We start from the raw sequence: 25,061 nt of genomic DNA on the forward strand, positions 1-25,061 counted from the left end.
TGCTCACATACCTCGCTTGATGAGAATGAATCCGAGTAGAAAGACGGCAAGCACGATCATCGCGATGGTTGCCAGTTCGCCTGCCGATGCCCAAAGCAAGGCATTGCGAGTTTCGTTCGCCCTGTCGAAGAGAACGTCACGCACGCCATCGCGATCTCGATTGCCCGGTCGCCAGCCGTCGGTCGGTTCAACCGGACAGTACCCGTCGGGGCAGTCCTCGGAGTTGAGTTGCAACTTGGGCGAAATCGCGTCGTCCCACGAGTAGCCGCGAGTTTTCAGTGCGCCAGTTTTCTGGGCCTGCCGAGTCTGTTGATAGAGTTGGTAACCCTGGTGAAGATCGGCGTACAACTCGGCCGCAGTCGCCGGCAACATCGTTCGGCCCGCCGCATGAACGTGTCCACCCGTGTTGTCTTGAAATAACACGACGGGAAACTGTTCGACTGGAACAATGCTAGCGAATCGTGTTTGATAGAGTGCATTGCCAGACGTGTAGACCTGGAAGTCACAGTCCGTGCGTAGCTTGTACAGCTTCGGATCATGGTTGAACCAATCGAGCAGTTGCTTGCTCTTCGCATCACTGCCGATGAACAAGGCGATTTGATACTTCTTCTTGGATGGCTGCGGTTGCGGCGCAGCGACCGGGACCACGGATTGAGGAGCGATCGTCGGCGTGTAAACCGTTGTCGGTTCGCATGTCGGACAGATCGAAACCGACTGCTGTTTGATCTCGCCTTGAGCACTCAGGTTTACTGACTGCGGCTCGTCAAGCTTTTCGATCCTGCCGACGCGCGGAGCAGGCGGCACGGCATTGGGGACACTCCAAGCATCGTCGTCAGGCTGGACGGGCGGACACGGGCGAAGTGCCGTGAACACGGTGCCAAGGAGTACGGCGTGAATGATCGCCACCGCGACGAGCCCCAGGCTCAATCGAATCCGAATTCCATCGTTCATTGAATCACCTCATAACTTCGATAGGGCAAGGAACTGGCAGGGTCGTCGAGGACCGTGAGTGCGAATCCGCCATAGCCAGCCCAAAGGCGAACGAACTGTTCGCGTGGCGTGAGTTCAAACCGGCCGGGATAGTTGTTGTCGAGAATCGCCGCGTATTGCCGACCGTCGCGATTCACCCAACCAACGAACGTGCAGCAATGAGCCGGCTTCCACCACAGAATCGCACCGCGCCGAGTCGCTGTTGCCCAATCGAGAAAACGCGGGTCGGCTTTGATCGTGTAGCTGTAGTCGATGTCGGCGGCATCGAGTCGACTTCGCAGCCGCGAGTCATATTCACCGTCGCTGTACGTTGACCGCCAACGTTCGCCGAGTTCAAACTCATTGAGCCAACGCAAGTGGTTGACCAGTGACGCGTGGACGCAACTGCCCTGGTTGAGCTTGCCAGTCCAATTGCGTTGGTGCAGTTTATTGGGCAAGTTCGCCGCGGGTTGCTCCGGCGCGGGGGCCGGAAGCGGACGAACCTGAACAGGTTGTTCTGGCAAACAACCGCTCGCCAGACACAGGACGCACGCGGCGATGATGGCTCGCAATGTTGCGTTCATGCAGTGGGTGCTCCTTAACTCTTGAAAATGACCCAAAGGATCGGATTGATTTGTTCGACCGTCGAAACGAAGCGAATGGGCAGTCCACACATCACTTCCGACCTCAAGTACAACGGCTTGGATGTGTTGAAAAGTTTGCTGCCCGTTGTGGACGAGCGAACGTAGTAACCGAGCTGGACGACTTCCTCGTCGGGTAGCAATGCTTGCACCCGCCAGGTCGCTTCGGTCGAAGCGACGGCGATGCAGAAGCACGTTGCGAACGGCGATGCCCGCAGCCATTGGCTTGTCTTTCCGTCCTCCGCGAACTCCAGACGTTCGATCGCCTTGGCCCGGTCGGCCGTTACTTGGCTGATCGACGCCATGCCCATCCTTATTGACTGAGTCGGACGCGGACGGTGGGTGTGTTGGTGCCAGCGGAAAGCACTGCTTTGCCGAGCAGCTTGTTACCGGTCGCAGTCGTGACCGATTGGCCAGCGGTCGCGTCCCAGTAAACCTTGGCACCGGCCGACACCGAGATCGCGGGATCTTTGGCGACGTCAAAGACACCCTCGACACTGATCGCGCCCAGCACATTCGCTTTGATGTCATGCTTGGTGATGCCGACCAGTTCGCCTTGAACAACGACACTGCCGGCAGGGAGATCGGCTTCGGGTGTGTAGTCGACGGCCGCTCCCTCTTGAACAAAATCTGCTGCGGACATGGATTGTTAGACCTGAGGTTTGAGACTTGAGTATTGAGTCAGGAAGTTGAACTAGGATCAGGCTTCGCCAGTGACCTTCACGGCGGCGCGTGGATCCTGGCTATTCACACCGAAGTCGATGTAACTTCGGAAACCCATCCCAAGCATGTTGGGTGGCATTTCGACACGTTCGATCACCGGCGTGCGGCGACCGTTGAGGAACACAATCTCAAATGCTGGCAAAACCTTGGGGTTGGCGAAGAGGTACCACGCCTTACCGCTCGCGCCTCCGTAGTAGGAGTCGGAAAGATGTGGAGTCGAAACGACCCGATACTTATTGCGATGCGGATTGTCGACGGGGATTTTTGTGGGAGTCCCCGAGGCGTCGATCATCAACTGAGATGAGCCCATCAGCAGCTCGGCTTCGGTTTCAAGCTCGACCGGAACAACCAAGAATTCCGGACGAAGGTTGATCGGCTTCTGGTCCTTCGGCTTAGTGCCTGGACCCGCTTTCTGCTTACGGAATGTCGTCTTAGCCGCAGTCAGACTATCGGGGCCGAACTTGGTATCGACACCGGTGAGCAAGTTGGAGTTGCCAGTACTGAAGAATGCTGGCGAATTTCCGAGCAACAAAGTGAAGAACATTTCGTCGATCGACTCGGCCCCACTTCGCCCCATCTGACGCGGAATATCCATGAAGGCCGAGAGGTCATCGTTGATGATGTCCTTACGCGTCAGCGTGAGCAGCTGGCCATAGGTATCCGCCTGATTGGTATACTTCTGCTCCGAAAGCTTGCCGTGCTTTAGTTCGCCATCGGGAGCGACAGGCTCGAAACCGCCCGTGCCCAGCAACCGGAACCGAGAGACTTCTTTGAAGTCGCTCACGCTGCCCACACTGCACAGATCGTATGCGGCAATCTGGGTGGTTTCATAAGCGGCCAGCAATGTCTTATTCATCACATTTTCAAGGATCCCCGGGAGGCTCATCGTCGAGAAGCCAGCCTGAATCGTGACGCGGCCGTCGCCAAACACGCGTGGAACATCATGTCCTTCGAGTCGCGCACATTCCGCAACCAATTCACGCAGACCAATTTGCCCCATCGGTTGCGCCAGATCGAGCGTGCGTTCTCCGTAGCTGGCCAGCAGCGTTTTCTCCTCGATACCCACTGACATGCAGGCAGCTGCCTCGAGGACTTCGCGAGTGCAACTTGGGCGGACCGAAGATTGCTCTGGCGCGGAGGGACGTTCATTGCGTAGCACGACAAGCTCCGTCTTAGTCACACTCCAACCCTGTTCGATCGCATCGGCTTCGATATCCGTATGTTTGCCTTCGCATACTTTGCGAATGCCAGCGATACGTCGCGACTCGGAAGCAGCTTCGGCACGCATGTCTTCTACAGGTGTGCGAGGCTGGCGAGATCGAGGTTTCGGGTCGACATTCAAGCTTGCATTGACCGGCTCGACTTCATCTTTGTCGTCCGTTGAATCATCCGGATCCTCGCTTTCTGCGGCCTGGCCGGCTGCGACTCGGGCCTCGGTATCATCGTCGGCGCCCAGGGCCACGAAAGACACTTCGCCAAGGGTGCTTTTACGAGCGACATAGACGGGACCTGCAAACTCACGACCGTTCGCCTTGGTCGTCTTTCCCTCGGGAATGAATACGACCTTGTCGGCACTTGCACCGAGCGATGCTTGCCACGGAAATCCGTTTTCGCTGGTCGCAATCACTTCCTGAGCCGTTGATCCAACGCCCGAGATCACGCCAGAAACTTCTAGCGTTGCTTCGCTGACGCGGATGTCATCGGTATGTCCAACAATGCTGCCGCGATCATGGTCTTTCAGAATTGGTCGACTCTTGCGAGCCACACGCATGCCGGTCAGATCAACAACGACTGGATGGGGCCAGCCGCCGAGTCGCATCGCGCCACCGGTGTAAGCGGTCATAGAGAACTTGCGAAGCGCAGGTTTTCCCTCGCTGGCCGACTCGGCTGCTTGCAGGGTGATTGTTGCGGCATCGTCACAAACGATACGGAGACTGCTAGGAGTCCCATCCTCGCTTGCTTCAAGTCGTTTGCTGGACGGCTTGTTCTTGGTCGTTGTGGTCATCCTTGTCCTCGTGAACGTCGGTGTCAACAGAATTTGAATCGAGCGAAAGTCCAAGCTGGTGCATAAGCTCCAGTTCCTTGGCACGTTGTTTAAGTTCCGTCTCCCAATCACGCCCCTGCCGCGCAAATTCGATGGCCAGAGTAGTCGTATGATTCGAGAGACGGATCTTTTGGGCGTTGGCTTCCTTGGCAGGATCGACATGGTCGAATCCATCCCACATCCACGCTCTTTGGAACGTCGAATCGAGTGTGCGAAGCGAGTTGGGAAGATAGCCTTCGATAAGAATGGCTTCGCGAAGCCAAGCGTTCAGGATGCGATCTAACACAGTGCGAGCAAGCTGTGCCTGCTCAACGCGGATCGACTTAAAGTAAGTTTGGTGGTCGAGTCGCCCACTGGCGTAGTTGTAGCCCGACGAATTCCCCGCGGCGACGTTGAAAGGCATGTTCAAACAACGAGCGATCTCGTTGAGAATCTCCTTCTTGAACTCGGCGTATGTGGTCGAAGGTTGCTCCGACTTCATCTGAGCCATTTTCCAGCCGCCCGGCATCGTGAGCAGCATTCGCTTCTCGAGTTCGATCGGCTCGAACGGCTCGGCGGAGTCGGCCTCACCATTGGCCGGAGCGTCGGTGTAAAGGATGCCGGCGAACTCGGCAGCAGTTTCGGCGGCGGCAAGTACTGCCAATGTGAAGCGTCGCAGTTGCGCGAATAGCGGCAGCGCGGGCGTGATGTCGGGAATGCCGCGGATTTGTCCGGGACGATCGCAACGGAAGTAGTGCAGCACAGCGGCGGCCGGTACCGTGTCGAATGCTTCGTCGATCGTGAATGTCACATCGCCAGGATGTTCACGCAGGACGTCGTATGTGAGCGGGTTTCCGTCGGCGTCAAACTGAATGCCGTCGATGTATCGTGAGCGGTCAGCAATCAGCGTCGGGGAGGCAACTTGGTCCGCCTCGATCAACCGCAAATCGAGTTTCACCTTGGCGTCGATTCGCTCGTTGCTAGTCATCAACCCGAACGATTCACCGTCCGAAACGCGAGCAAGCCGCATCGTTCGCAGCTTTTCGGCCAATCCAACCGCCTCGGCCCAAGCAAAGAATTCCGCTTCAACGAAACGATTCGCGGCGTCATCAGGCGTCAACATTTGCAAACGCGGCCCAGTGCCAACCACGTCATTCGCCAACGTCAGCGTGATCCCGCGAGCGTAACTGTTGTTTGCAACCTCGTATCGCGACCGGTTGCGAAGCGTACGTCGAACATCCGTGCTATTCGCAGCCGCAGCCGACAAACCATCGGCTCGTGACCAATGTTTCATGTTGTCGAGCGTTGTATTCGCCGCGTCGTATTTGGCACGAAGCCGCGAAAAGAAGGGCTGCCGGGGTGAGCGTCCCGGCGCGGATGAGGAGCGGGAAGCTCCGCCACGCCATGCTTGCTCGATAATCCCTGACAACATCTTCAACATCCGTGTTGTAATCCTATTGCCGTCCCCGGCAGCCCTATGCGCAATTGCGAAACGAAAAGAAGGATCAGCCAGCCGAAGGCGGCACGATCTTGTTAAAACGCAACCCGCGATTCGGCTTGCGAACCGCGTCCTTGCCAGCGAGATGCTTGTCCGCAGCGATCTGCTCCGTCAGCTTGTGCTGCTCAACCGAACCAGAATCACCGGACGCCTTCGCAGGCCCAGCGGCATTGTCGTGAATCACATCTTTCAACTCTTCAGGCATGGTTAACGTTTGGCTTGAAACATTGCTTCATCCCTGGTTACCTATGCCGTAGCCGATGACACTTGTACGCGAATGTTCAGAAAGGCTCGATTTAGTTCCGTTTTCGCTTTTGCAGTTCTTTGAAACTGACTCGCTCGCGTCGGCGAGTCGGTGCCCCATCGGTTCCAAACAGCAACGCACCCTGCATCGACGCAGCGACGGCGCATCCGACGAGGCAGTCGAGCCAGTGGTTGTCGGGCTGTTCGGGGCGGGCTTTCCATTCGTCGACGGTTCGGCCGCGGCCTTCGGTTTTGATGAAGTACTCGGCGGTGATTTGTTCGGCGAACATGCGATGCGTTTCGGCCTGGTTGCCGTAAACGGACAAGCAACCACGATCGCCCATTGCGACAGCGAGCCTCGCGTGCGTGAATGACTTCCACCAGTTCGTGTCGTAGATGATGTGGCGGATCGCGCGTTTCCCGTGGACGCTGGGGATTCGCCAATTCAAACCAACGCGGTCACCTGGGCGGCGTTTGTATTCACTGAACGGATTCGATGATGCGCCGACGAAACGTCCATGCGAAGGCAATAGAATTGAAGCGTGTGGGCTTTGCCGGCAGAATTGATAGACCACGTTCGTGGAGTGGCCCCAGTTAGCGTCAATCAAGCACCGCCCGATCTTCATTGCCGCGCCGTCGTCACGTTGCCATTCACGGCCAAGCAAATCGTCGGTGAGTGATCCAAGGCCGGCATAAATACTGCCCTCGAGGCCGGTTCCGTCCGCGGCGGTCGCGAGCGTGTGGCGAGCATCACGAAGCGTGTAATACGCGCGGCTTTGATCGGGGTACGCTCCGTAGTCGAGAACGTAACCCGTGAAGTCGTCTTCCCAAGCGGCGACCACGTAGAACAAGAGCTTTTGCTGCACGTCGATGAATGCGGTGAGATGGTTCGCCGAAATTGGAACGCAGCATCGTTCGAGTCCATTGATCTTGGCAGCGACCTGCTCGGCCGTGAGCTGGTCGGCATCGACGCGTTCTTCGGGCAGCGGTTCGTTTTGATACTCGGCGAAGAATGCAGCTTCGTCTTGTAGTTTCAAATTCATCGCGTGCTGAATCGCCGACAGTTCATCGTGATTGAATCGCTCTTTCCACGCGACGTCGGCACCTTCGTCCATTGCCTGGCGGTTCTCGCGATAGAACGCGGTACCGGCAGCTCCACCATCGCCGCCACGCAAACCCTCGGCGCGGATTTCGGCGTAGCGTTGCCACAGAGTCTCGTTGGTAGGAAACGAGTTGACCATTCTCGTTCGGGCACCGTTCCATTCCGGGTGCTTATCGCGATCAAGAATATTGTCGGCCATGTCACCGGGACGAATGACAGTACATGGCATGATGCCAGAGATCTTTTTGCCTGGGCCGGCGAGTCCCAGCACCGCGCCGGCAAGGATTGCTTCGCGGTTGGCGCACTGCGATAGCGAGCGAGCAGACTCGTCCGTTTGCGGGTCATCGAGCACAACAAGCGACGGCCGAACTGTTCGGCCATCGGGACGCTTGAATTTCATTCCGCGGATTCGTCCGGTCAGGCCAGCGACCTTGATGATCGCGCCACTTGCTTTACTGTCCGCGATCGTTGGCAAGACGACCTCTTTGGCGGTCCATCCGATTTGCGTGCGTTTTCCCTGGTAGAGCTGTCCGTTAGCCCGGTTTGAGATGCCGTCTAGCGACTGGATTGGAAAGCAGACTTCGGGATAGTCGGCCAACAGTAGTTCGTTGGCATCGAGTTCCGTTTTGATCGAGTCGAGCATATCGCAGGCGTGGCCTTCATCGCTGCCGATCAGGCAGACGAAATCACGATAGCCATTGAGAACCGCCCATATACAAGCGACCTCCGCCAGTGAACTTTTGCCGCTACCACGTGCCATCGCCAGTGAAAACAGTCCACCTCGAACGACCGCTTCCTCGATTCGCTCAATCACCTTCAAGTGATCTGGCGACCATTGCAGGTGAAACGTCAGCGAGAAATACGCTTCGCAGAAGTATCGAAAACTACCGGCGGCCTTCGCTTTGCGCTGCGGGTCTTCGATCACCGGCAAGTCACCAATGTCTCGACCTGCCAATGCGATTGCTGCGTTACGGGCGCGGGCTTTGTCTTTGACCTTGCCGTAGGGATCCTCCTCGGCCGGCGGCATCGGACGATGGCGTTCTTCGACTAGCCAGGCAGTGAAGCGGAGAAGATCGACGTGCGTTCCGTCTCCGATGCGATTGCCGGCTCGCGTTCGATAGCGATAAAGCTGGCGTTCGTTAATCACTTCACCGAGCGACGTGCTATTAAGCGTCCGGCAGCACTCGCTCGGTTTCATTCGTCGCGGGTCAGTCGCCACGGTGCATCTCCTGTAAGAGCCAAGCGGTGTAGACGACCAGGTTGATCGTGCCGTCGACGTTGGTCGGTGCGCCGGCTTCGATGTCGGCGGCGATTTGTTCCTCGGGAACTCGCTGGCGGTACGCATTGCTCAACAACTTTGCAAGTTGCTCGACCGAAAGTTTCGTGGGATCAACATTCTCTCTTTTGCCTTCCATGACGGGCTCCGTGGGTTGGTTCGCAACACGGCGTACACGTTGACGACTGTCGCGTTTGTTTGCTTGTTTGGCATCGTCGGCCGCATGTTTTGGCTGGCGACGTTGGGCCAAAACTGGCCGCGTGTGCGGGTGAAAAGAAACCTTGGAATTACTGAAACATTACTTCTGAACTTCGCTTGAGGTGTCTCGAAACGCATGGCTCATGTGTGTCAACGAAACGAATTACACGCCTTTTGGAGACACACGAATGAACGCCAACGACATCGCCTTCGGTATCGAAATCGAAACCCACATGCCCGGCACCGACCGCACGCCGATCGGCGGATACCACAACGGCTTGCCGGTCGCTTGGCTGCCAGCGGGTTGGAAAGCGGAACGCGACGGTAGCATCCGCACACCGGCCGGACGTAAACCATGCGAGTTCGTATCGCCGGTCCTTCGCGGCTACGAAGGACTCGCCAACGTAGAGACCGCGGTCGACGCGATCAAAGAACGCGGCGCACGGGTCAACGAATCTTGCGGCCTTCACGTAACGGTTTCCTGGAACGGCGACGCCGCGGCCTTGGCCCGCTTGATTTCGCTGATCGCGAATCACGAAAGCGCCATCTACGCTTCGACCGGCACCAAACGCCGCGAACGAACCCACTGGGCGAAACAAATCAAAACGTACGGCAACAAAGACGCGGCGAAGACACGCTGCGAACGAGATCGCTACCACCTTTTGAACCTGACGCACCTGGCCGCCGGCCGAAATCGGATCGAGATTCGGGCCTTCGCCGGAACGCTCAACAAAACGAAACTGATCGGATACATCCAGATGATATTGGGTTTGGTAGAACTCGCCCTCAATACAAAACGCTGCAGCGGATGGGACTACGCCAAGAAGCCCGGCACGAAGAGTTGCTGGGACCGACCTGACGCCGGCCACGGCGAAACGGAACTCAACCGACTCTTCTACCGCCTTGGATGGACCAAGGGTTGGTACAAGGGCGAGCTTCGCAACAAACGCTTCGGCGAACTTTCGGTCGGCGAACAAACCTGCGATTGGAAACCGGTCAAAAAGAAGCTTCTTGAATTGGCCCGCAAATACGACCAAGCGTTCTAACGGCTGACGGCTTTCCACCCCACCAACGTCGCGATGTACCTCGCGGCGTTTCTTTGGTTTTAGCGCGGCACGTGTACATCGTGTCGCGTCGACGGCGTATGTGACTAATAGCGGGCCACAGTTTCGCATCGCGACACACGCCGCAATCTTGGGCCACGTCGGCGAGATCGAGAAACATTCAAAAAGACTGCGAATTGCTGGCTGGATTCGCTTGATGTGTTTTGAAACGCATGGCTCATGTGTGGTCATACGAAACGGTTTTTCATTCACCCCAACGGAGACCCAAACATGACCATCGACCAACTGATCGGATTGCTCGAAGAGTACCGCGACGAACACGGTCCGGACGCCGAAGTGCGTTTGATGACGCAAGAGAACTGGCCCTTTGAAAACCGTATCGCCGGCGTCACCAGCGGCGCGGAGATGAACGAAGCGAGCGAGGACGACCCCAGCGAGTACTTCGATGATCAAGACGTCGCCGACGACGCGATCGTATACATCGTCGAGGGTGGCCAGATTTGCTACGGCAGCAAGCGGGCCTGGGAAACATGCCGCGATTGCTAAACGAGACGCGCGAAAGCGAGCTCGGGAAACATTCAAAAACTTTCCCGAGCTCCGCTTGCTGTGTCTGAAACCGCATGGCTCATGTGTGTCAACGCAAACGCATTTCCCCTTTCCAACAACGGAGACCCAACCATGGCAAAGAACACCGCTCGAGTCGAAGACGCGTACACCGCCTCGCATGTCCGGGCTTTGACCTTGCTCGAAGACCTTCACCAAATCGTCGAAGACATGCCGGCCCCCGATGCCGACCATCCCATCAATTGGGAACACGTCGGTTCGCTGCAGCACCTTTGCGAACGGCTGAAGGAATTGAAGGATTTCGTTGCTCCGACCGGCGAATAGATACCCGCCCGCAACCTTTCGGCCACGCTCGCCAGCGCGGCCGTTTCTCGTTGAATCGACGACGACGTTGGCCCGTGTCGCCCGATGTTGGCAACAAGCGGCAAACCATGCCGACATCTCTTTACGGCCCACAAACGCGAACGTCGGCGAAACTTGAAAACATCGGAAAAGACTGTGAATTACTGCCGAGATTCGCTTGAGCTGTTTCCAAATGCATGGCTCATGTGTGTTAACGCCAAACGGCAACACGATTTCAAACCCTTTTTCACGAGAGACAAAACCATGGCCATGAACGAAACGCAAAAAGCGAAAGTCGCCGCCCTTCGCACCGAGATGCAAAAGCTCGACGCCGTCACGTATCAGGAAATCCGCCAGTCGTACTTCAAGATCGCCGACGAGCTTCGCCCCTTGGTCGACGCCCTTGAGAAAGCCGACGCGGACCTGGGACCGGACGGCCCGCTCTTGGAAGAGCACTACATCTTTTGCGAGATGCTCGACCGGCTCAACAAGAGCCTCTTGGGTGCGGTTATGTAGACCGCCCGCCGCAAGGCAACCGCTGCGGACGGAACCGCGGCACGATTCATAAGGACCAAAGCCGAAACGCAAATGGGCGTTGTCGCGGGTGGTTCCCGCGGCCTGACGATGGCAGCCAACCACGAACGAAACCCAAACGGAGAACGAACGATGAAGAAGGCAGACGTAAAGACCGGCGGCGAGTACTTCGCAACGGTGACCAACAAGAAGGTGACCGTGCGAATCGACGCGGAGAGTCCGAGCGGAGGTTGGGACGCGACCAACCTTTCGACGGGAAAGAAGGTGCGAATCAAAACGGCCGGCCGATTGCAGGGTTCGGCGCGAGCCGCCAGGACGGCGGCAACCGAAACGCGGGCACGAAAACGAGTCGCGAAGAAGACGGCGGAAGCCACAGGCGGCGAAAAGAAGCTCTCGTGCGTCAAAGCAGCGTTGAAGGTTCTGACCGACAATGGCGAACCGATGAATGCGCAGGAGATGATCGCCGCCATGGTCGACGCCGGCCTGTGGGAAAGCCCTGGCGGCAAGACGCCCCACGCCACGCTGTACTCGGCGATCTTGCGCGACATGAAACGCGGCGATGAAAGCCGGTTCGTCAAAACGGAACGCGGCCGGTTTACGGCGAGGGCATAAGGCGTAGCGATGAAGTTCATTTGCGACGTCCGCCAGGTCACGGACCTGGCTGAAGGAGAAAAGGCCGCGCCGGAACCCGACATGGGTTACGAACTGCGGTCGACTACCCGCGACAATTTTGAGGCCGGCGTGGTGGAATATGTGGTTCGACGCGGATACGCGATCTTTGCGAGGACGACGGCCGGCAAGGAGTTCGCGGTCACGGGCAAGAACGCCCACGTTTTGGTGCCGCTCGGCTTCTAGGCCGAACGCCGCCGACAACGCCCGACGTTGGCAACGCGCGGGCGTTTCGTCGTGACGGGCGTAACCACGCGTCGGACCCGAGCGACGCGACACGCGGCAACGTCGCGGGCAGTTGAATTCCGGCGAGAAACATTCACAAGTTTTGGAATGTTTCGCGGACTTCGCTTGATGTGTCGGCAGACCCATGGCTCATGTGTGGTTGTACGAACGGTTTTTCAAACAACACGAACGGAGAAACGAAATGACGAATGTGCAACCGCAGCGATGGCGATCGACTGTTGTCTTCGCCGATGGCCGGCGAATCGAAGTCGAAGAACGACTACCAGTGCAAACCATCGTCGCCGACGCGAAACGCGTCGGCGCGGCCAAGGTCGAACTCGAAAACGGCACCGAAATCTATCTCAACGAGAAAGGAGACCAGCGATGAGCGAAGTTCAAACGCTTAACCCTCAGCCAATCCAACCCGCGCCGGCCTACGAAAATGCTCACCAGATTGCTCGCGACCTGCTGCAGCACATCGAGTTGCAACTCGACCGAATGATTCGACCGGACAACAAGGCACTGCGTTGGACGCACGTCCGAGCGTTGAACTTGGTCAACGCTCAACTTTCGGAAGTCGCCGCGTTGGTCGACGAAACCAACAACGCTCGCAACTAGGAAACGAAACCATGAAAACGAATCTCAAGGCGGGCGATCGCGTGCGGTTGCTTTCGATGACCGACGATCCCGACCCGATTCCCGCCGGCTCCATCGGAACGGTGGCCGGCGTTTATCCACAAAGCGATTGGACGCAAGTGGATGTCGACTGGGACAACGGCCGGTCGCTGATGATTTCCATTCCACCGGACGTCGTCGAACGACTGCCGGCCGACAAAACGAACTAAGGAGCAACCACCATGTCCACACGAGCGACGATCGCCGTCCGCCGCGCCGACCGAACATACGCAGCGGTCTACCTTCACTACGACGGTTACCCCGAACACACCGGAGAAATTCTGATGCAAAGCTACCAAACTCAAGCCGCCGCCGAGGATCTCGTCTCGAGTGGCGACTTGCGTTGTCTGAATCGCGAGACCGGAAAGGCTGAGCGATTCTCAGACGGCGATCCGCCGGCCAAGCTACCGACCAACGATTCGCTAATTGACTTCGCAAGGAACTGCGGCGCTCGATTCGTCTATGTCTTTGACGACGGAGCTTGGTCCTGCAAGGAACTCTAGTCACCGCATGTTCTCCTCGCGTTTACCGACGGGGATCGGCGACTCGCCGGTCCGTTCCAGGATCGCTTTCTTGCCCGTGAATCGCTGGTAGCGATCAACGATCACGTCGCAGTACGGCGGATCGAGTTCCATCAAGAACGCCTTCCGTCCGGTCTGCTCGGCACCAATCAGCGTCGAGCCACTCCCGCCGAACAGGTCGAGCACGTTCTCGCCCTTACGAGATGAATACTGCATCGCCAACACCGCGAGTTCGGCCGGCTTGCCGGTGAGGTGTTCTAATTTCTGCGGTGCAATTTTCTTGACATGCCACAGGTCAGTCGCATTGTTTGGCCCAAAGAACTTGTGGCCTGCACCTTCTTTCCAGCCGTAGAACGCCCACTCGTGTGCCCCCATGAAATCCTTGCGGGTCATCACGGGATGCTGCTTGTCCCAGATGATGGCCTGCGAAAAGTACAAACCGGCCGCGGCCAGGACAGGTGGGTAGTTGGCGATGTTGGAGAAGCCACCCCAAATGTAGAAGCAACGGCCGGGTTCGAGTACGCGAGTGATGTTGCCGAACCACGCTTTCAGCAATCGGTCGAACTCTTCGTCCGACACGAAGTCGTTGGCGAGCGGCCGATCCTTGGCCCGCATCTTCTTCGGGCCTTCCTTCGTCTTGCCCTTGCCAGCCTCGAACGACGAATTGCCGGCAGCGATCGCGTTCTTGCTTCGCGGTTCAACTTTCACGTTGTACGGTGGATCGGTATTGCAAAGTTGAATCTTCGCGCCGGCGAGCAGCCGATCAAGATCTTCGACACTGGTTGAGTCACCGCACAGCAAACGGTGATCGCCGAGGATCCAAAGGTCGCCGGGCTGCGTGATCGCCTCGTCTGGCGGTTCGGGGATGTCGTCTGGATCCGTCAAACCCTGTGTAACGCCGGGATCGAGCAGCTTGGCGAGTTCATCGCCATCGAAACCGAGCAACTCAACATCGAAACCTGATTCTTGTAATCCGCTGATTTCTAAGGGCAGCAGTTCGTAGTCCCACAGCGCGTTCTCGCCAGTTCGGTTGTCCGCGATCCGATATGCCTTGACCGCTTCGGGTTCGAGGTCCGTCGCGATGTGAACGGGGACTTCGGCGAGTCCGAGTTTTTTCGCGGCCTTGAACCGCGTATGCCCGACGATGATGACGCCGGCGGTATCGACAACGATCGGCTGGCGAAAACCGAATTCGTTGATCGAGAGGATGACGGCATCGACTGCGTCGTCATTGATGCGAGGGTTGTTTTCGTAAGGCTTGATTCGATCAAGCGACCACATTTCGACCTGCATGTGTTGGCCCTTCCAAGGCGAGAGAATGAAACGGGAAGGGTTCGGTCGGTCGTTGGTTTGGTGGGTGGTTGGTTGGCAATCCGACGCGTTCGGACGGACGTGAAATTGCGTTCGGACAATCGAAACTAACTGTGCCTAATAAGGCTGCTGTTCCCGTAGCCCTGACCAGAGAACGGATCCGCCGGGAGTACCTAATCCGTCAGAACAAATCCGTCAGTCCCCCCCCTCATACGTGCGAATGCAGATCGCGGGCACATGCCCCTGACACGCTGACAGATTAAGAGAGAGGGAGTTTTTTTCTCTATATTTACGGGCTTTTGCCAATTGAAAACCGTCAGTGAATCCGTCAGTAGCGAGCACTGACGTTTCTGACAGATTCGACTGCCAAGCTGCCTAAATTGACGTTTCCGACGGGGAAGTGTCAGAACTGTCAGTCGTTTCACTGACGGATTGACTGACGGATTCGTCCGGGCCAACCAAACGGTATCCGTTGGCCGGTTTTGTTTTGGTCGCGATCGTGACCGGCTCGATTTCTTCCTGCTGCATTAGCGTCTGGACGACCTGATCAAAGTCATTTGCCTTGAGCGTCATCGAACGCATCAACTCACGACGAGGCATCACGTGGCCATCACGCTCGGAGAGACGCTGCTTGAACTTCAAACACTCTTTGTGAAACGGGTTCTCGGCGACGTGAACCGATGCAAGATAGAGTTGCCGTCGGGTTTGATGTAGCGAAAATTCACTGGCCCAACGGACGGCTTCAATCGTGATCTGTGGTTGAAGATGGTTTTCACTAACGGCGTAGATTAGCGAGAGCTTCTTGGCGTGTTCGCAGGTTCGACTCCAAGCGGCACGTGCCACCTCGTCACCGGCTTCGTCCGCTTTGTCGTATTCAGCCTCCGTCTGTTCACGAAGGGCATTGATTGCGGCTTCGGCGTCCGGCGTGAACGCCACTCGCAGCGGTCGCGGATGTACTGTCATAAAATTGCCACCGCCGGGATTGAAGTCCGCCCACCATTTGGCGGTCTCCAAAATCTCTTCGGGCAGGTCGCGAGCCGAACCGGGCGTTTGACCTTTGCCACGCTTGCCGACGTCGATGATATTCAACCGAGCGAAAAAGCCGTTGGTGAGCATCCGCTGCGACAGCGATTCGTAGAAGTACTTCGGCGTTGCGGTTCCGTACAACGTCAGGTGTGGTTGGTCGACGTGACCCGCTTCTTTTTGATTCGCCTTCACACGCAGCGGATAAAAGTCGCCGGCGGATGTGTAGAGCGTCAGCAAGATGTTCGGGATCGACTCGCGGCTACTATCGCGATCAAGATTGATCTGGCGGAGCACGCCGTCCATTTCGTCATTTTGAAAAAGCATTCTGCTACTGCGAGCCAACGCATCTTGGATGCCTTCGCCGGATGCGAATTTGTCGCCCAGCGAATGCGATTCACCGATCTGAAACAACACTTGCGAATTGACTTTGCGGGGAAATTCTTTGCCCGTGCCGCTGCCCGCGAGAGCCAGCAGATAGATGTTAGTGCGAAGATCACCGGTGGTCGCGACCTTGCGACCGGCAAGATACGACTGCAGGGCCATCGCTCCACAAAACGCCAACGCAACGTTCGGATAGGGTGCATTGTCGAGCGTGAAATCCATGACCCTTCGGACGAATCCTGGCACGTCGAACAGACGCTCAGGAAGATGACCGGGATTGGCGTTGAAGTTGGACTTTGGTTGTTCGTTGGCTTTCGCAATGACAACATTGGACTTGGTCATGAAACCACTGAGATCGACGGTTTCGCCAGCCGGTTCCATGGGTTGATCGTCACGAAGCCAGCCGAATGGACGATCGTGAGGCTTGGTCGCCGCTTGGTTGACCTTGTGTTGAAGCTCCTTCTCGGACCAGGACGGATTGCAGCGTGGGTTGTAGTGATCGGTCAGAATCGCGAGCGACACTGCCGGATCGAGTCCGAAACCGTGGACCAGTGCCGTGGCGGCGGCGTAGGTTTGCGAGTGCCCGCCACTGCCGGCGATCGCTGGCGGCATTGCGTTGATATAGGCGATTGCCCGCGGTTCGACATCGTCGCCCGCGTGGCGTAGGCTTCTAGCCTGCGATGGTTGAGGGTTCGCAAGCGGGACGCTTACGCCACGCTTAGCAATGACCGCCTCCGCGAGTGCTTTCACGCAGGCGGCCAACATCAGCGAGGGAACAGTCGCCGGTTCGCCATAGAGTGTTTCGTAAGTTTCGCCGTCAGGATGAATACTCGGCCCGACGACGGTTTGCGTTCCGGTTGAACGCAGTTCGACAATCATCGAGCCATCGCTGGGATCGGTATGCTTCTCGGTTGTCGCTCCAACCGCGATGTACCAACGATGCGATCGCTGGGCTGACGGCCGGCCGGTGATCGCTGGCGTCGGCGGGAGATAGCTGTCCGCAAGCTCGATCGCTTCGTCGCAGTCCAGATCAACGTCAACGAGCCACGCTGACGGTTCACCAAGAATGATGCCGATGTTACCTTGCTCGGGAAACACTTCGGGTTTCAATCGCAGATTGGTCCAGTCACGTCGTGCCGGTGACTTCGATCGAGGGCGCAGCGGTACGCAAAACCATCCACGCTGGCGATAGATCGCGACTTGCTCCCGCACATCGGCCATCAAAACGGTGCCTCTTCCAATGCGGCGTTCGGAATCTCGCCAATCGACTGTTTGATGATACGATCGTATTTCTGGCCTGCGATTGAGCGGACTGTCAGCATTTCGGTCGCTGCAAGCAAACCAGCGTCGGCGACGTCGAGGGCTTCTTCTGCACTGTTCGGACAAGGATCCAGGCACCGATCACGCCACCACGCTTCGGCTTTTCGTCGGGCGTAGCCAGAGTGCTCGATGCAGATGAATTCACTTTGCCAATGATCCAGTCCGATCATGTAGTCGACGCGCAGGCATCGGGGCGCGTCTTCGTCGGCGTCGCGCTTACGATGGACGCGATAGATGATGTCTTGAACGTCGTACTCGGTGTCGGTGACCTCGCCAGACAATACTCCGGCCTCGCTTGCCTCGGCATCATGAGCTTCTCGCTCGGGTGGCGGGAACGGATGGCCGCACTCGGGACAATTCGCATAGCCACATGCAACGAGGGCGTGACACTTTTCACACTCTTTCGCCGGTGGACCTTGGTCCGGACGTTTGGCTTTGTCCTTCGGTTTGATCTGGTCGATCGGTCCGTGACGCTCGATGTTTCCGCCGAAATCGAGGACGAGGCAGTTCTGCTTGTTGGGATGGAGACGAAAACCGCGACCGACGCACTGGTAAAGCAATCCTGGCGACATCGTAGGCCGCAGCATCACGACGCAATCGACACGCGGCGCGTCAAAACCGGTAGTGAGGACGTTCACGTTGCAAAGGAAACGTAACCGTTCGGTTTCGAGTAGCGATGTTGGAGCATCCCCACGAAATCGGGCCAACAGCTCATCTCGTTCGCCCACCGGTGTTTCGCCGGTCACGAAACCGCATTCGATGCCGTGGTTTTCCCGAAACACTTCGACGACACGCCGCCCGTGTGCGACGGACGACGCGAAGACCAGCACAGCCCGCCGATCAGCCGTCAGCTCGACGATTTCGGCACACGCGGCCGACACGAGGGCGTCGTCGTTGACCAAAGACTCCACTTCTTCACTGACGAACTCGCCGGCGCGGAGATGAAGGCCACCAAAATCGGCTCGATTCACGCCGGCCTTGGAAATGAGGGGACTCAGGTATCCATCGCGGATGAGTTCCTTGATGCCGATCTCATAGCAGACTTGATTCAGGAAATGGTCCGCCGAGCAGATCATGCCGGAGTCGAGGCGGAACGGCGTCGCGGTCAGGCCGATCACACGGACGTGTGGATTGATAACCTTGCAGTCGGCCAGGAATTGCCGGTACATGCCATCGCCCTTCTTTGAAATCAAATGGGCTTCGTCGACGACGATCAGATCAAACGGATCGAGGTCACAGGCTCGTTTGTAGATGCTCTGAATGCCGGCGACGAGAACAGGTGTGTTCGTGTCGCGTTTCTTGAGGCCGGCCGAATACAGACCGACCTTGATGTCAGGACACAACCGACGAACCTTGTCGGCGTTCTGTTCGAGTAGCTCTTTGACGTGCGCCAAGATCAATACGCGACCATTCCACTGCGTCACAGCATCGGACGCGATCTTAGCCAGCACGAGACTCTTGCCGGCACCCGTCGGCAAAACCGCGACTGGATTGTCATCGCGGTTTCGCAAGTGATCGTAGACCGCATCGACGGCGGCTTGCTGATAGGACCGCAGTTTCATCACATCAACTCCCCGTTGTGCCGCTTGCTACCTCGTTCGATTGGCATCGCTGGTGGCAACAGGTCATTGATGAAAGTGCAGCTCTCGCAGATGCGATTGCCTGGCCCGGTGGAAACGAAGGCCTCATCGCAGCGCAAGCATGAACGAAAGCCAGCTTTCCCGATCGGTGCTGGGATTCGCTGAATGACAACTTCGGCGTTGCCCGCTTTCGGTGCCGGTTCTCGCTTCTCGATCGTCAACCGCACGATCTGGCTATCGTCCTCGTACGCACCGCCCCACTGCATCGAGTCCAACATCGCCTTCAAACAGTTATCGACATCACGCCGGCGTCGATCAGGCGGATAAACGACGATGTCGACGATCAAGTCGCCAGTGAGCGTTTCGACGTTCTTGCGATTCAGCAGCGAGCTAACCGCGGCTCGATACTTTCTACCTTCCTTGCTGATCAACACGCGGTTGCCAACGTGTCGCCAGTAATGATTGACCGAAGGCGGATAGGGCAACGTGAGTCTGATCATGGTGGCGTACTTCAATGTTCAACGAGCTAATAAAAACACCCAGCCAACAATCCATTGCTGACTGGGTGCCGTTCCTTGGAAGCTGTCGGGCGGTTAACGCTTCCAAGGTGGGGACGTGGCCTGGTCGTCCGTGCCGCTGACTTGCGACGCAGCGATCGGCTGGGCGACTGCGTCTTTCTTCGAGTAACCCTTCACTTCGTTTTGCAATTCGCCGGTGTCGTTGCGGCGTTTGACTCGCACGTGAATCACGCATGGCAGGTTGTGTAAGTCCGCCGAGTCGGTTGGCACCAAGACGCCAACCGACCGGCAGATCGCAGACAACTCCCGCCGGGCGATTTCCACCGCGGTCGCGTTGGGGTTGTCGAGGTTGAGACGCACCCAGAGAAGACGGTTTGCGTACTCGCCCTCCACGATCTGAAACGTCAACTGCAGATAGTTGCCCGTGCCAGACTTCGTGGGTTTCATTTCGCTGTCGGTGATGACCGCGACGTATTTACCAGCGGGAATCGGTTCGAGATCGTCGGCTGGTTCGACAGTGTTGGCATCAAAGCCGTTGAGATTTGCCATGGTTCGTTTGTGTTCCTTGGTTTGGAGTCTGTAGAAAGAAAATTGGTTGTGTCGTTCAGTTAGCCGACATCGCTGTCACGAACGCCGACCACGAGAGCGGCAATTCTTCCGCGATGCCGTAACGGTTCTTGGCAACGCAACTGGGCGATCCATAAGCACGCACAATGCGTTCGCCACCGTCTTTGCCGATCGCATGAGCGATCGTGCGTTTGCGGTTGAAGCCGCCGTCTTCGCTTTGCGTCCGCATCTTTCGAGTCGCGAACAGCACCGCGTCGCACCATTCCTTGACGAGGGCCGCAGCGTGCTTATGCAGTCGCGGCGAATAGCGGTCGTAGGGCGAGGACTCGGGATCCTCGAACCGTTCGACTTTGGAATGGGCAATCAAGACCGTCACCATGCCGCGAGAACGCAGCACGTTGAGCAGGTCGAGCACTTCACGCCACAGAGAGAGGGCGTGCATGTAGCCGCGAGCGTACCCGCCATCGACCTTTTCGATCGACTCGACGGCATATTGCTGACAAAGCTTGTCCCAGACAAGACGCTCCAGCCAATCGAGCGAGTCGATCACGACGGTTTCGTAATCATGTTTCTCGTTGACGAGCGTTTTCAAAGCGGCAACGACGTCATCGAATTTCGTCGCCAGCGGAAAGCGATCACATTCGATTTCGTCGAGTCCGTCTTCGGTTTGAATGAAGATCGGCTTGGGGGCTTCGCTGCCAAAGGTCGACTTGCCGATGCCTTCGACACCGTAGAGCAAGACGCGTGGCGGCTTCGATTGCCGGCCAGATTGAATGGTTTCGAGTAAGTTGGTCATGGGCTGGATAGTTCCTTGGTTGAATGGCTGAGATGGTTGGAGTTACAGAGTGGGGATCGCTTCGACATCGAAGTTGCCGTCGCGATCACTGGTCACGAGGTAGTGCTTGAAATCAATCTGGGCGACGAAACGTTGGTTGGTACCCAGTTGCTTGCGGAGCGATTTGCATGCTCCGGTAAAATCTCGCGACGTTTGGTTGAAGCGGTCGGCCGATCGCAGGTAACGGCCGACCGCCAATGAAAGCGCCACACGGCGTTCGATGTCCAAATCACTCATTCGCTAACCTGGTGGATGGGAGGTTTGATGTTCCGACGACCCGTTGGCCGCCCCTGGTTACCTATGCCGTGATTTGGTCGCCTTGCACGCCAAACTTAGAAATTGGTCACGCCGTACTTCTTCAAGTGCTCGGCGATCTCACCACGCATCGCGTTGAACCGCCGACGCGGCAGGCCAAACTTTTCCATCGTGCTGCTCATGGAATGACAACGCAGGTGCTCGCACACCTGCCGCAATTCCGTGGGCATCTTCTGCATCGCGACCTCCAACGCGTCCGCTTCGTCGATCGCGTCGAAGGGATCGCTGTAAGACGACTGCGATCGCCGGCCCTGGTCCTCGTCACAAATCTCACCGCCCAGCGTCGCGAAGGTTTCATCCACGGTGTCGACGGGCGTTTCAAATGATTGCATTTGCACGTCATCGCCGATGGGATGCCGTTTGTGGCGTTTCTTCGATCGCAACAGCTCTCGCACGCCCGAGTTGATGACTCGATTGATGAACGTGCTCAACTTCGATCGCGCCGGGTCGTAGCTGTCCGCCTTCTGAATCAAGTACATCAGCAACTCTTGGCCAATGTCCTCCGCGTCGCAATCGCTGAATTCCGGTCGCCGATGGAGTTGTTCGGCCTTGATCCGCGCCGTCTTCATCGCGAAATCGTTGAGAATCTCTTCGCCGAGCCGGTTGCCGTCCGCTTGAGTATTCGCACTCATGGTTGTCTCCGGCTGGAGGCATCCCGTGATGCGAGCGATTCGCACGGACCGCAAAGAAGCTGCGTCGCGACAAGTTATGTCACGAAAAAAACGCAGGCGGCCGGCGAGGTTCGTTCGTCACGTCCTCACAGCGAAGACGTGCCGCGACTTCTCAAGTCGCCGAGCGACATTTGGAGTCGCCGGAGAATATTCTCAGACTTTTAGTCCACCGGTTTCTTCGTCGTCGCCGTAAACCTCGGATTGCCATGTCTGGGTTGCTGACCGGCAATCCAATTCACTTCGATACGGTCTTGGCTCTCCGTCCCAGTAGTACTCCATGACGATCTTGCCTTCGTGGGCCTCGACCGCAGCGAACCCAACCAATCGAAAGAACAGCATCAACGGAAGGCTGCGTTCATCTATCGTGGTCCGAATGTGGGTCAGCGACCTCTTGTTCAGATTGCTTTGCAACGTTGCGATCAATTGCCTTCCAAAGGAGTGCAGTTGATATTCGGTGCCGACCACAATCCGTTTGAGGTCTATCCATGTCTGATGCCGCTCGTAAACAAGGGAGCCAACGATGGTGCGGGCACGACGCCCCCGACCGGGTCGTTCGATCACCTTCGCGACAACCATCCGTTGACTCATGTGCCGGATGTAGTCGTCTTTGCCCCAAGCGTCTTCCGTGGCAGCGTCGTCAATGGCCACCACACTTTCCAAATCGGCCCTGCACATGAATCGCACCTCGCCTGCCAATGGCTCTTTGGAAGGCGAGGGTTTACGTCGCCATCTGTGAGTCACCGGAAACCCCACGTGCAGTACGGACGCGAGGCTCTGAACTTCGGCGGCAGACAACCGAAGCCCAGACTCTTGTTTCAATGCTTTTTGGATTCGTTCTTTGATGTTCATGTTCGCCTCTGCAAACGAGATTTGGGAATTGCGGCCTTCGCTGTGGGGAGAAAGTTCAAACCAACCAGTCGATGTCGGTAGACGGTGAATAGATCGGACAGACACCGCGACTGAGGTGCGCTCGCAAATGATCGGCCAGTGGTTTCAATTCCGTGTCGAGCACCTCAAGTGTTCGCTTGATGCCGACGGAAACCGATTGGCTCACCTTCTTGATGTCACCAACTTCGCGAGGCTTGCCACCCTTGCCCAATACCGATGCGAAGTGCAGTGCTAACTGGTCCTGTTCGGATTGCAGTTTTTCCAGCCAACCCAAATCATGGTTCGCTTTCGCTTCAGCTATCTCACGCATCAGTTCGTGGTACCGATCGCGACACTCGTCCACTGCCGCTTCATCCGTCAATTCGCCGGACGACCCAATCAGCTTCCGCTCGTCGATCCCGATGCGACTGGCCAACAACGTGACCGCCGGTACCGCTCGATTGGGCGTCGCCAATAGCCGAGCGATGTAGAGTGGTCCGACGTTGTTTTCGAGGTACGTCTCCTGCCCTGCGAACCGCACGACCCACATCTGACCTTTGCGATAGAACGCATTGCCCAGCGGCGCGCTCGATAATGGCAAGACCTGTGAGAAACGATCCGGTCGCGATTTAATCCCTTCTGAGGAAATAGCAAAAGCCTCAGTGATACTCAGCCTTCCCGCGAAACCCTCGCCGGGAAGCTGGTCGCCAATCAGAATCATTCGCGACGCACCGCTTCGATCTGCCAGCCCTGGTGCGGATCGAGTCGTCGTCAAAACAATGGGAAACGACTCACCACCAACTTGCACCTCGCCAATTCGCCACGCCACACCCGGCAACAACGTTTCGGCCGAACCGCCATCCGGCATCGCCGAGGCCAACAATTCCGCGATCGCCCGCCCGTCGACCGCCCATTGCAGCAATCGCTCCTTCTCAACTAAGTCAGCTCCGTCGAAGGGGCACACTTCGTAAAACTCGATGCCAGTCGATCGCGGAACACGAACCACATCGTGGACACTGCAATGTCCGCAAGTTGCGTGCAGCCTCATCGTGGGCTCAGCCGGCACCAACACGCGGGCTTGAACCAGTTCGTCTGGATCACAACCGCCCAGCAATCGAAGCGTGTCGCAATCCACCAGCGGTTCATCGCCTCGGTCAAGCAACCGAAACAGCGTCACAATCGCTCGCAAGGTCGATCCCCCACTGACGTAGATACTTTTCAGCCAACAGACGATCTTGCGTCGCCAACGATTTGATGGTGCTACGGTTGGGCCGCGTGATTGATAAACTGAACTCGTGACCGTTTTCCATCAGGAATCGCAAATCGACGCGTTCGATATGCATGATCGACCGCGGCAAATTGTCTTGCCGGATGTATCGCTCGATCATTCGCTGAAAACTGGTTGGTCCGAAGTCGACGTTCGGATTGAAGTGCAACTTCTCTTTCGATCCGAGAATCAATACACGAGCCGCTGCGATCACGACCGAGCGAACGGCGTCCTCGGGATCGGTCGGAAACCGGAACTTTGGATTCAATAACACTCCCAACGTGAATGGCTCGGCATTGGGGTCTTCCGGCGGTAATTCGATCCCCAAGAACTCGCGAGCGAAGATCTTTTGCAGCGGACCAATCGTTGGTTTTCCGCCGAGCGCGTAGACGTCAAGAACGTGGTTCGCTTCGTCGTAGGCGAACACGTTTTCAAACACATGGGTTTCGCAAACTCGCTTGAACCCGTTGCCGCCGTCGATGAGCTTCATGAACGTTTTGCGATAGTCGTCCAGACTCGCGAAGACATAATGCAGGTTCTCGCAGCGCAGCAAGTACTCGGCCACACATTGCCGGCCGCGACCCTGATGAGCCGAATAGAACGCTGACAAGGCACCGGAGAACGACTTCATGTGCTGGGTTGAAGTTCGCGGTTTTGCCGATGGAAGGTTGATCCGCCGCTGGGACGAACGACCACCGATCACACGGTCGGCTGCCGCGAAGCGTGTCGCCACTTGCCAGACATCCGGCTTCGCCAAATAGGTCAGCATCGCGACATCGTATCGGCTCTCATATCGTTCCAGTTCCGCAAGGAAATCCTCCTCGCCAACCTGGATCGCTTGTTGAAAGATCGAACGTTGTCCCGACTCGGTCACCATCGAATGCAAGTCACGCAGCAGCAATTCGATTTTCTGTCTGGTCGGCTCTTCCAGCGATTGATACGCCTGAAAAATTGGCTCCACGTCCGTTTCGATTGCCTCGGACCAATTCACGCCCATTGGAATTTTCAGTGTGCAGAACATTTCCTCCAGCAACCCGTTGGAGGTCTGCCGCAGAACATTCCGCGGATTAAACCCAGTTGACATCGTCTCTTTCCCCTTTCCGAAAACGTACCGTACACTACACACTAAACATTTG

The 25,061-nt window shown here is 57.0% G+C and carries 30 protein-coding genes and 1 other RNA gene; 11 read left to right on the plus strand and 20 right to left on the minus strand.

Annotated elements, in window-relative coordinates; all coding sequences use genetic code 11:
• Window positions 1-3: 3 nt before the first annotated feature.
• From FHS27_RS04115 to FHS27_RS04155, 9 genes are all read right to left on the minus strand, one after another.
• On the minus strand, window positions 4-951 hold the full coding sequence (locus tag FHS27_RS04115) for a hypothetical protein (RefSeq protein ID WP_184302009.1): 948 nt from the start codon (window positions 949-951) through the stop codon (window positions 4-6).
• Window positions 948-1,553, minus strand: coding sequence for a hypothetical protein (locus FHS27_RS04120; RefSeq protein WP_184302011.1), 606 nt, complete (start codon window positions 1,551-1,553; stop codon window positions 948-950). The genes FHS27_RS04115 and FHS27_RS04120 overlap by 4 nt, the downstream gene beginning before the upstream one ends.
• A gap of 14 nt (window positions 1,554-1,567) precedes the next feature.
• On the minus strand, window positions 1,568-1,915 hold the full coding sequence (locus FHS27_RS04125) for a hypothetical protein (protein WP_184302014.1): 348 nt from the start codon (window positions 1,913-1,915) through the stop codon (window positions 1,568-1,570).
• 8 nt (window positions 1,916-1,923) lie between these two features.
• Window positions 1,924-2,253, minus strand: a complete 330-nt coding sequence (locus FHS27_RS04130; RefSeq protein ID WP_184302017.1) for a DUF2190 family protein — start codon at window positions 2,251-2,253, stop codon at window positions 1,924-1,926.
• A 57-nt stretch (window positions 2,254-2,310) separates the two neighbouring features.
• Window positions 2,311-4,338 carry a phage major capsid protein gene (locus FHS27_RS04135; protein ID WP_184302020.1) on the minus strand — a complete coding sequence of 676 codons (2,028 nt, stop codon included), beginning with the start codon at window positions 4,336-4,338 and terminating at the stop codon, window positions 2,311-2,313.
• The gene (locus tag FHS27_RS04140; protein ID WP_184302022.1) at window positions 4,295-5,797 is read right to left on the minus strand and encodes a phage portal protein; all 1,503 of its coding nucleotides are present in this window, start codon (window positions 5,795-5,797) and stop codon (window positions 4,295-4,297) included. The genes FHS27_RS04135 and FHS27_RS04140 overlap by 44 nt, the downstream gene beginning before the upstream one ends.
• Window positions 5,798-5,861: 64 nt before the next feature.
• Complete coding sequence (locus tag FHS27_RS04145) at window positions 5,862-6,059, minus strand: hypothetical protein (RefSeq protein ID WP_184302025.1); 198 nt, start codon at window positions 6,057-6,059, stop codon at window positions 5,862-5,864.
• A gap of 91 nt (window positions 6,060-6,150) precedes the next feature.
• Window positions 6,151-8,418, minus strand: a complete 2,268-nt coding sequence (locus FHS27_RS31510; protein WP_184302028.1) for a terminase gpA endonuclease subunit — start codon at window positions 8,416-8,418, stop codon at window positions 6,151-6,153.
• Window positions 8,408-8,614 carry a hypothetical protein gene (locus tag FHS27_RS04155; protein ID WP_184302032.1) on the minus strand — a complete coding sequence of 69 codons (207 nt, stop codon included), beginning with the start codon at window positions 8,612-8,614 and terminating at the stop codon, window positions 8,408-8,410. The genes FHS27_RS31510 and FHS27_RS04155 overlap by 11 nt, the downstream gene beginning before the upstream one ends.
• Window positions 8,615-8,861: 247 nt before the next feature.
• On the opposite strand from FHS27_RS04155, the gene FHS27_RS04160 reads away from it, so the two are divergent.
• The 11 genes from FHS27_RS04160 (at window position 8,862) to FHS27_RS04210 (ending at window position 13,249) form a co-directional block, all read left to right on the plus strand.
• On the plus strand, window positions 8,862-9,719 hold the full coding sequence (locus FHS27_RS04160) for an amidoligase family protein (RefSeq protein WP_184302035.1): 858 nt from the start codon (window positions 8,862-8,864) through the stop codon (window positions 9,717-9,719).
• Window positions 9,720-10,007: 288 nt separating this feature from the next.
• The gene (locus FHS27_RS04165; RefSeq protein ID WP_184302038.1) at window positions 10,008-10,283 is read left to right on the plus strand and encodes a hypothetical protein; all 276 of its coding nucleotides are present in this window, start codon (window positions 10,008-10,010) and stop codon (window positions 10,281-10,283) included.
• Window positions 10,284-10,415: 132 nt separating this feature from the next.
• On the plus strand, window positions 10,416-10,625 hold the full coding sequence (locus tag FHS27_RS04170; protein ID WP_184302041.1) for a hypothetical protein: 210 nt from the start codon (window positions 10,416-10,418) through the stop codon (window positions 10,623-10,625).
• A gap of 282 nt (window positions 10,626-10,907) precedes the next feature.
• Window positions 10,908-11,159 (plus strand): hypothetical protein, encoded by a 252-nt coding sequence (locus FHS27_RS04175; protein WP_184302044.1) that lies wholly within the window; start codon window positions 10,908-10,910, stop codon window positions 11,157-11,159.
• Between the two features lie 59 nt (window positions 11,160-11,218).
• Window positions 11,219-11,280: hammerhead ribozyme type II (locus tag FHS27_RS04180), an RNA gene on the plus strand.
• 29 nt (window positions 11,281-11,309) lie between these two features.
• Complete coding sequence (locus FHS27_RS04185; RefSeq protein ID WP_184302047.1) at window positions 11,310-11,789, plus strand: winged helix-turn-helix domain-containing protein; 480 nt, start codon at window positions 11,310-11,312, stop codon at window positions 11,787-11,789.
• Window positions 11,790-11,798: 9 nt separating this feature from the next.
• Window positions 11,799-12,032 carry a hypothetical protein gene (locus FHS27_RS04190; RefSeq protein ID WP_184302050.1) on the plus strand — a complete coding sequence of 78 codons (234 nt, stop codon included), beginning with the start codon at window positions 11,799-11,801 and terminating at the stop codon, window positions 12,030-12,032.
• A gap of 241 nt (window positions 12,033-12,273) precedes the next feature.
• Entirely contained in the window at window positions 12,274-12,459 is a 186-nt protein-coding gene (locus FHS27_RS04195; protein WP_184302052.1) for a hypothetical protein, read from the plus strand.
• Complete coding sequence (locus tag FHS27_RS04200; RefSeq protein ID WP_184302055.1) at window positions 12,456-12,689, plus strand: hypothetical protein; 234 nt, start codon at window positions 12,456-12,458, stop codon at window positions 12,687-12,689. Before FHS27_RS04195 ends, FHS27_RS04200 begins: the two co-directional genes overlap by 4 nt.
• An 11-nt stretch (window positions 12,690-12,700) precedes the next feature.
• Window positions 12,701-12,916, plus strand: coding sequence for a DUF4314 domain-containing protein (locus FHS27_RS04205; RefSeq protein ID WP_184302058.1), 216 nt, complete (start codon window positions 12,701-12,703; stop codon window positions 12,914-12,916).
• 12 nt (window positions 12,917-12,928) lie between these two features.
• The gene (locus FHS27_RS04210) at window positions 12,929-13,249 is read left to right on the plus strand and encodes a hypothetical protein (protein ID WP_184302061.1); all 321 of its coding nucleotides are present in this window, start codon (window positions 12,929-12,931) and stop codon (window positions 13,247-13,249) included.
• On the opposite strand, the gene FHS27_RS04215 is transcribed toward FHS27_RS04210, so the two are convergent.
• From FHS27_RS04215 to FHS27_RS04265, 11 genes are all read right to left on the minus strand, one after another.
• Entirely contained in the window at window positions 13,250-14,560 is a 1,311-nt protein-coding gene (locus FHS27_RS04215; RefSeq protein WP_184302064.1) for a DNA modification methylase, read from the minus strand.
• Between the two features lie 393 nt (window positions 14,561-14,953).
• A complete protein-coding gene (locus tag FHS27_RS04220) occupies window positions 14,954-17,206 on the minus strand; it encodes a bifunctional DNA primase/polymerase (RefSeq protein WP_184302067.1) in 2,253 nt (750 codons plus the stop codon).
• Complete coding sequence (locus FHS27_RS04225; RefSeq protein WP_184302070.1) at window positions 17,206-18,867, minus strand: DEAD/DEAH box helicase; 1,662 nt, start codon at window positions 18,865-18,867, stop codon at window positions 17,206-17,208. The genes FHS27_RS04220 and FHS27_RS04225 overlap by 1 nt, the downstream gene beginning before the upstream one ends.
• Window positions 18,867-19,385 (minus strand): RusA family crossover junction endodeoxyribonuclease, encoded by a 519-nt coding sequence (locus FHS27_RS04230; RefSeq protein ID WP_184302072.1) that lies wholly within the window; start codon window positions 19,383-19,385, stop codon window positions 18,867-18,869. Before FHS27_RS04230 ends, FHS27_RS04225 begins: the two co-directional genes overlap by 1 nt.
• 93 nt (window positions 19,386-19,478) lie before the next feature.
• Complete coding sequence (locus tag FHS27_RS04235) at window positions 19,479-19,952, minus strand: DUF669 domain-containing protein (protein WP_184302075.1); 474 nt, start codon at window positions 19,950-19,952, stop codon at window positions 19,479-19,481.
• A 55-nt stretch (window positions 19,953-20,007) separates the two neighbouring features.
• On the minus strand, window positions 20,008-20,766 hold the full coding sequence (locus FHS27_RS04240) for an ATP-binding protein (protein ID WP_184302078.1): 759 nt from the start codon (window positions 20,764-20,766) through the stop codon (window positions 20,008-20,010).
• Between the two features lie 42 nt (window positions 20,767-20,808).
• Window positions 20,809-21,042 carry a hypothetical protein gene (locus FHS27_RS04245; protein WP_184302081.1) on the minus strand — a complete coding sequence of 78 codons (234 nt, stop codon included), beginning with the start codon at window positions 21,040-21,042 and terminating at the stop codon, window positions 20,809-20,811.
• 95 nt (window positions 21,043-21,137) lie between these two features.
• A complete protein-coding gene (locus FHS27_RS04250; RefSeq protein ID WP_184302083.1) occupies window positions 21,138-21,752 on the minus strand; it encodes a sigma-70 family RNA polymerase sigma factor in 615 nt (204 codons plus the stop codon).
• A gap of 192 nt (window positions 21,753-21,944) precedes the next feature.
• A complete protein-coding gene (locus FHS27_RS04255; protein ID WP_184302086.1) occupies window positions 21,945-22,640 on the minus strand; it encodes a hypothetical protein in 696 nt (231 codons plus the stop codon).
• Between the two features lie 55 nt (window positions 22,641-22,695).
• Window positions 22,696-23,847: a hypothetical protein gene (locus FHS27_RS04260; RefSeq protein WP_184302089.1), complete on the minus strand. Its 1,152-nt coding sequence runs from the start codon at window positions 23,845-23,847 to the stop codon at window positions 22,696-22,698.
• Window positions 23,813-25,009 carry a hypothetical protein gene (locus FHS27_RS04265; protein WP_184302092.1) on the minus strand — a complete coding sequence of 399 codons (1,197 nt, stop codon included), beginning with the start codon at window positions 25,007-25,009 and terminating at the stop codon, window positions 23,813-23,815. Before FHS27_RS04265 ends, FHS27_RS04260 begins: the two co-directional genes overlap by 35 nt.
• Window positions 25,010-25,061: the final 52 nt, after the last annotated feature.

It is taken from the genome of Aporhodopirellula rubra, from assembly GCF_014192335.1.
Classification (GTDB): Bacteria; Planctomycetota; Planctomycetia; order Pirellulales; family Pirellulaceae; genus Rhodopirellula; species Rhodopirellula rubra.

What these genes read in the sequence shown, in the direction of transcription:
- FHS27_RS04115 (WP_184302009.1), bottom strand. Translation starts at nt 951, where the DNA reads ATGAACGATGGAATTCGGATTCGATTGAGCCTGGGGCTCGTCGCGGTG.
- FHS27_RS04120 (WP_184302011.1), bottom strand. Translation starts at nt 1,553, where the DNA reads ATGAACGCAACATTGCGAGCCATCATCGCCGCGTGCGTCCTGTGTCTG.
- FHS27_RS04125 (WP_184302014.1), bottom strand. Translation starts at nt 1,915, where the DNA reads ATGGCGTCGATCAGCCAAGTAACGGCCGACCGGGCCAAGGCGATCGAA.
- FHS27_RS04130 (WP_184302017.1), bottom strand. Translation starts at nt 2,253, where the DNA reads ATGTCCGCAGCAGATTTTGTTCAAGAGGGAGCGGCCGTCGACTACACA.
- FHS27_RS04135 (WP_184302020.1), bottom strand. Translation starts at nt 4,338, where the DNA reads ATGACCACAACGACCAAGAACAAGCCGTCCAGCAAACGACTTGAAGCA.
- FHS27_RS04140 (WP_184302022.1), bottom strand. Translation starts at nt 5,797, where the DNA reads ATGTTGAAGATGTTGTCAGGGATTATCGAGCAAGCATGGCGTGGCGGA.
- FHS27_RS04145 (WP_184302025.1), bottom strand. Translation starts at nt 6,059, where the DNA reads ATGCCTGAAGAGTTGAAAGATGTGATTCACGACAATGCCGCTGGGCCT.
- FHS27_RS04155 (WP_184302032.1), bottom strand. Translation starts at nt 8,614, where the DNA reads ATGGAAGGCAAAAGAGAGAATGTTGATCCCACGAAACTTTCGGTCGAG.
- FHS27_RS04160 (WP_184302035.1), top strand. Translation starts at nt 8,862, where the DNA reads ATGAACGCCAACGACATCGCCTTCGGTATCGAAATCGAAACCCACATG.
- FHS27_RS04165 (WP_184302038.1), top strand. Translation starts at nt 10,008, where the DNA reads ATGACCATCGACCAACTGATCGGATTGCTCGAAGAGTACCGCGACGAA.
- FHS27_RS04170 (WP_184302041.1), top strand. Translation starts at nt 10,416, where the DNA reads ATGGCAAAGAACACCGCTCGAGTCGAAGACGCGTACACCGCCTCGCAT.
- FHS27_RS04175 (WP_184302044.1), top strand. Translation starts at nt 10,908, where the DNA reads ATGGCCATGAACGAAACGCAAAAAGCGAAAGTCGCCGCCCTTCGCACC.
- FHS27_RS04185 (WP_184302047.1), top strand. Translation starts at nt 11,310, where the DNA reads ATGAAGAAGGCAGACGTAAAGACCGGCGGCGAGTACTTCGCAACGGTG.
- FHS27_RS04190 (WP_184302050.1), top strand. Translation starts at nt 11,799, where the DNA reads ATGAAGTTCATTTGCGACGTCCGCCAGGTCACGGACCTGGCTGAAGGA.
- FHS27_RS04195 (WP_184302052.1), top strand. Translation starts at nt 12,274, where the DNA reads ATGACGAATGTGCAACCGCAGCGATGGCGATCGACTGTTGTCTTCGCC.
- FHS27_RS04200 (WP_184302055.1), top strand. Translation starts at nt 12,456, where the DNA reads ATGAGCGAAGTTCAAACGCTTAACCCTCAGCCAATCCAACCCGCGCCG.
- FHS27_RS04205 (WP_184302058.1), top strand. Translation starts at nt 12,701, where the DNA reads ATGAAAACGAATCTCAAGGCGGGCGATCGCGTGCGGTTGCTTTCGATG.
- FHS27_RS04210 (WP_184302061.1), top strand. Translation starts at nt 12,929, where the DNA reads ATGTCCACACGAGCGACGATCGCCGTCCGCCGCGCCGACCGAACATAC.
- FHS27_RS04215 (WP_184302064.1), bottom strand. Translation starts at nt 14,560, where the DNA reads ATGCAGGTCGAAATGTGGTCGCTTGATCGAATCAAGCCTTACGAAAAC.
- FHS27_RS04220 (WP_184302067.1), bottom strand. Translation starts at nt 17,206, where the DNA reads ATGGCCGATGTGCGGGAGCAAGTCGCGATCTATCGCCAGCGTGGATGG.
- FHS27_RS04225 (WP_184302070.1), bottom strand. Translation starts at nt 18,867, where the DNA reads ATGAAACTGCGGTCCTATCAGCAAGCCGCCGTCGATGCGGTCTACGAT.
- FHS27_RS04230 (WP_184302072.1), bottom strand. Translation starts at nt 19,385, where the DNA reads ATGATCAGACTCACGTTGCCCTATCCGCCTTCGGTCAATCATTACTGG.
- FHS27_RS04235 (WP_184302075.1), bottom strand. Translation starts at nt 19,952, where the DNA reads ATGGCAAATCTCAACGGCTTTGATGCCAACACTGTCGAACCAGCCGAC.
- FHS27_RS04240 (WP_184302078.1), bottom strand. Translation starts at nt 20,766, where the DNA reads ATGACCAACTTACTCGAAACCATTCAATCTGGCCGGCAATCGAAGCCG.
- FHS27_RS04245 (WP_184302081.1), bottom strand. Translation starts at nt 21,042, where the DNA reads ATGAGTGATTTGGACATCGAACGCCGTGTGGCGCTTTCATTGGCGGTC.
- FHS27_RS04250 (WP_184302083.1), bottom strand. Translation starts at nt 21,752, where the DNA reads ATGAGTGCGAATACTCAAGCGGACGGCAACCGGCTCGGCGAAGAGATT.
- FHS27_RS04255 (WP_184302086.1), bottom strand. Translation starts at nt 22,640, where the DNA reads ATGAACATCAAAGAACGAATCCAAAAAGCATTGAAACAAGAGTCTGGG.
- FHS27_RS04265 (WP_184302092.1), bottom strand. Translation starts at nt 25,009, where the DNA reads ATGTCAACTGGGTTTAATCCGCGGAATGTTCTGCGGCAGACCTCCAAC.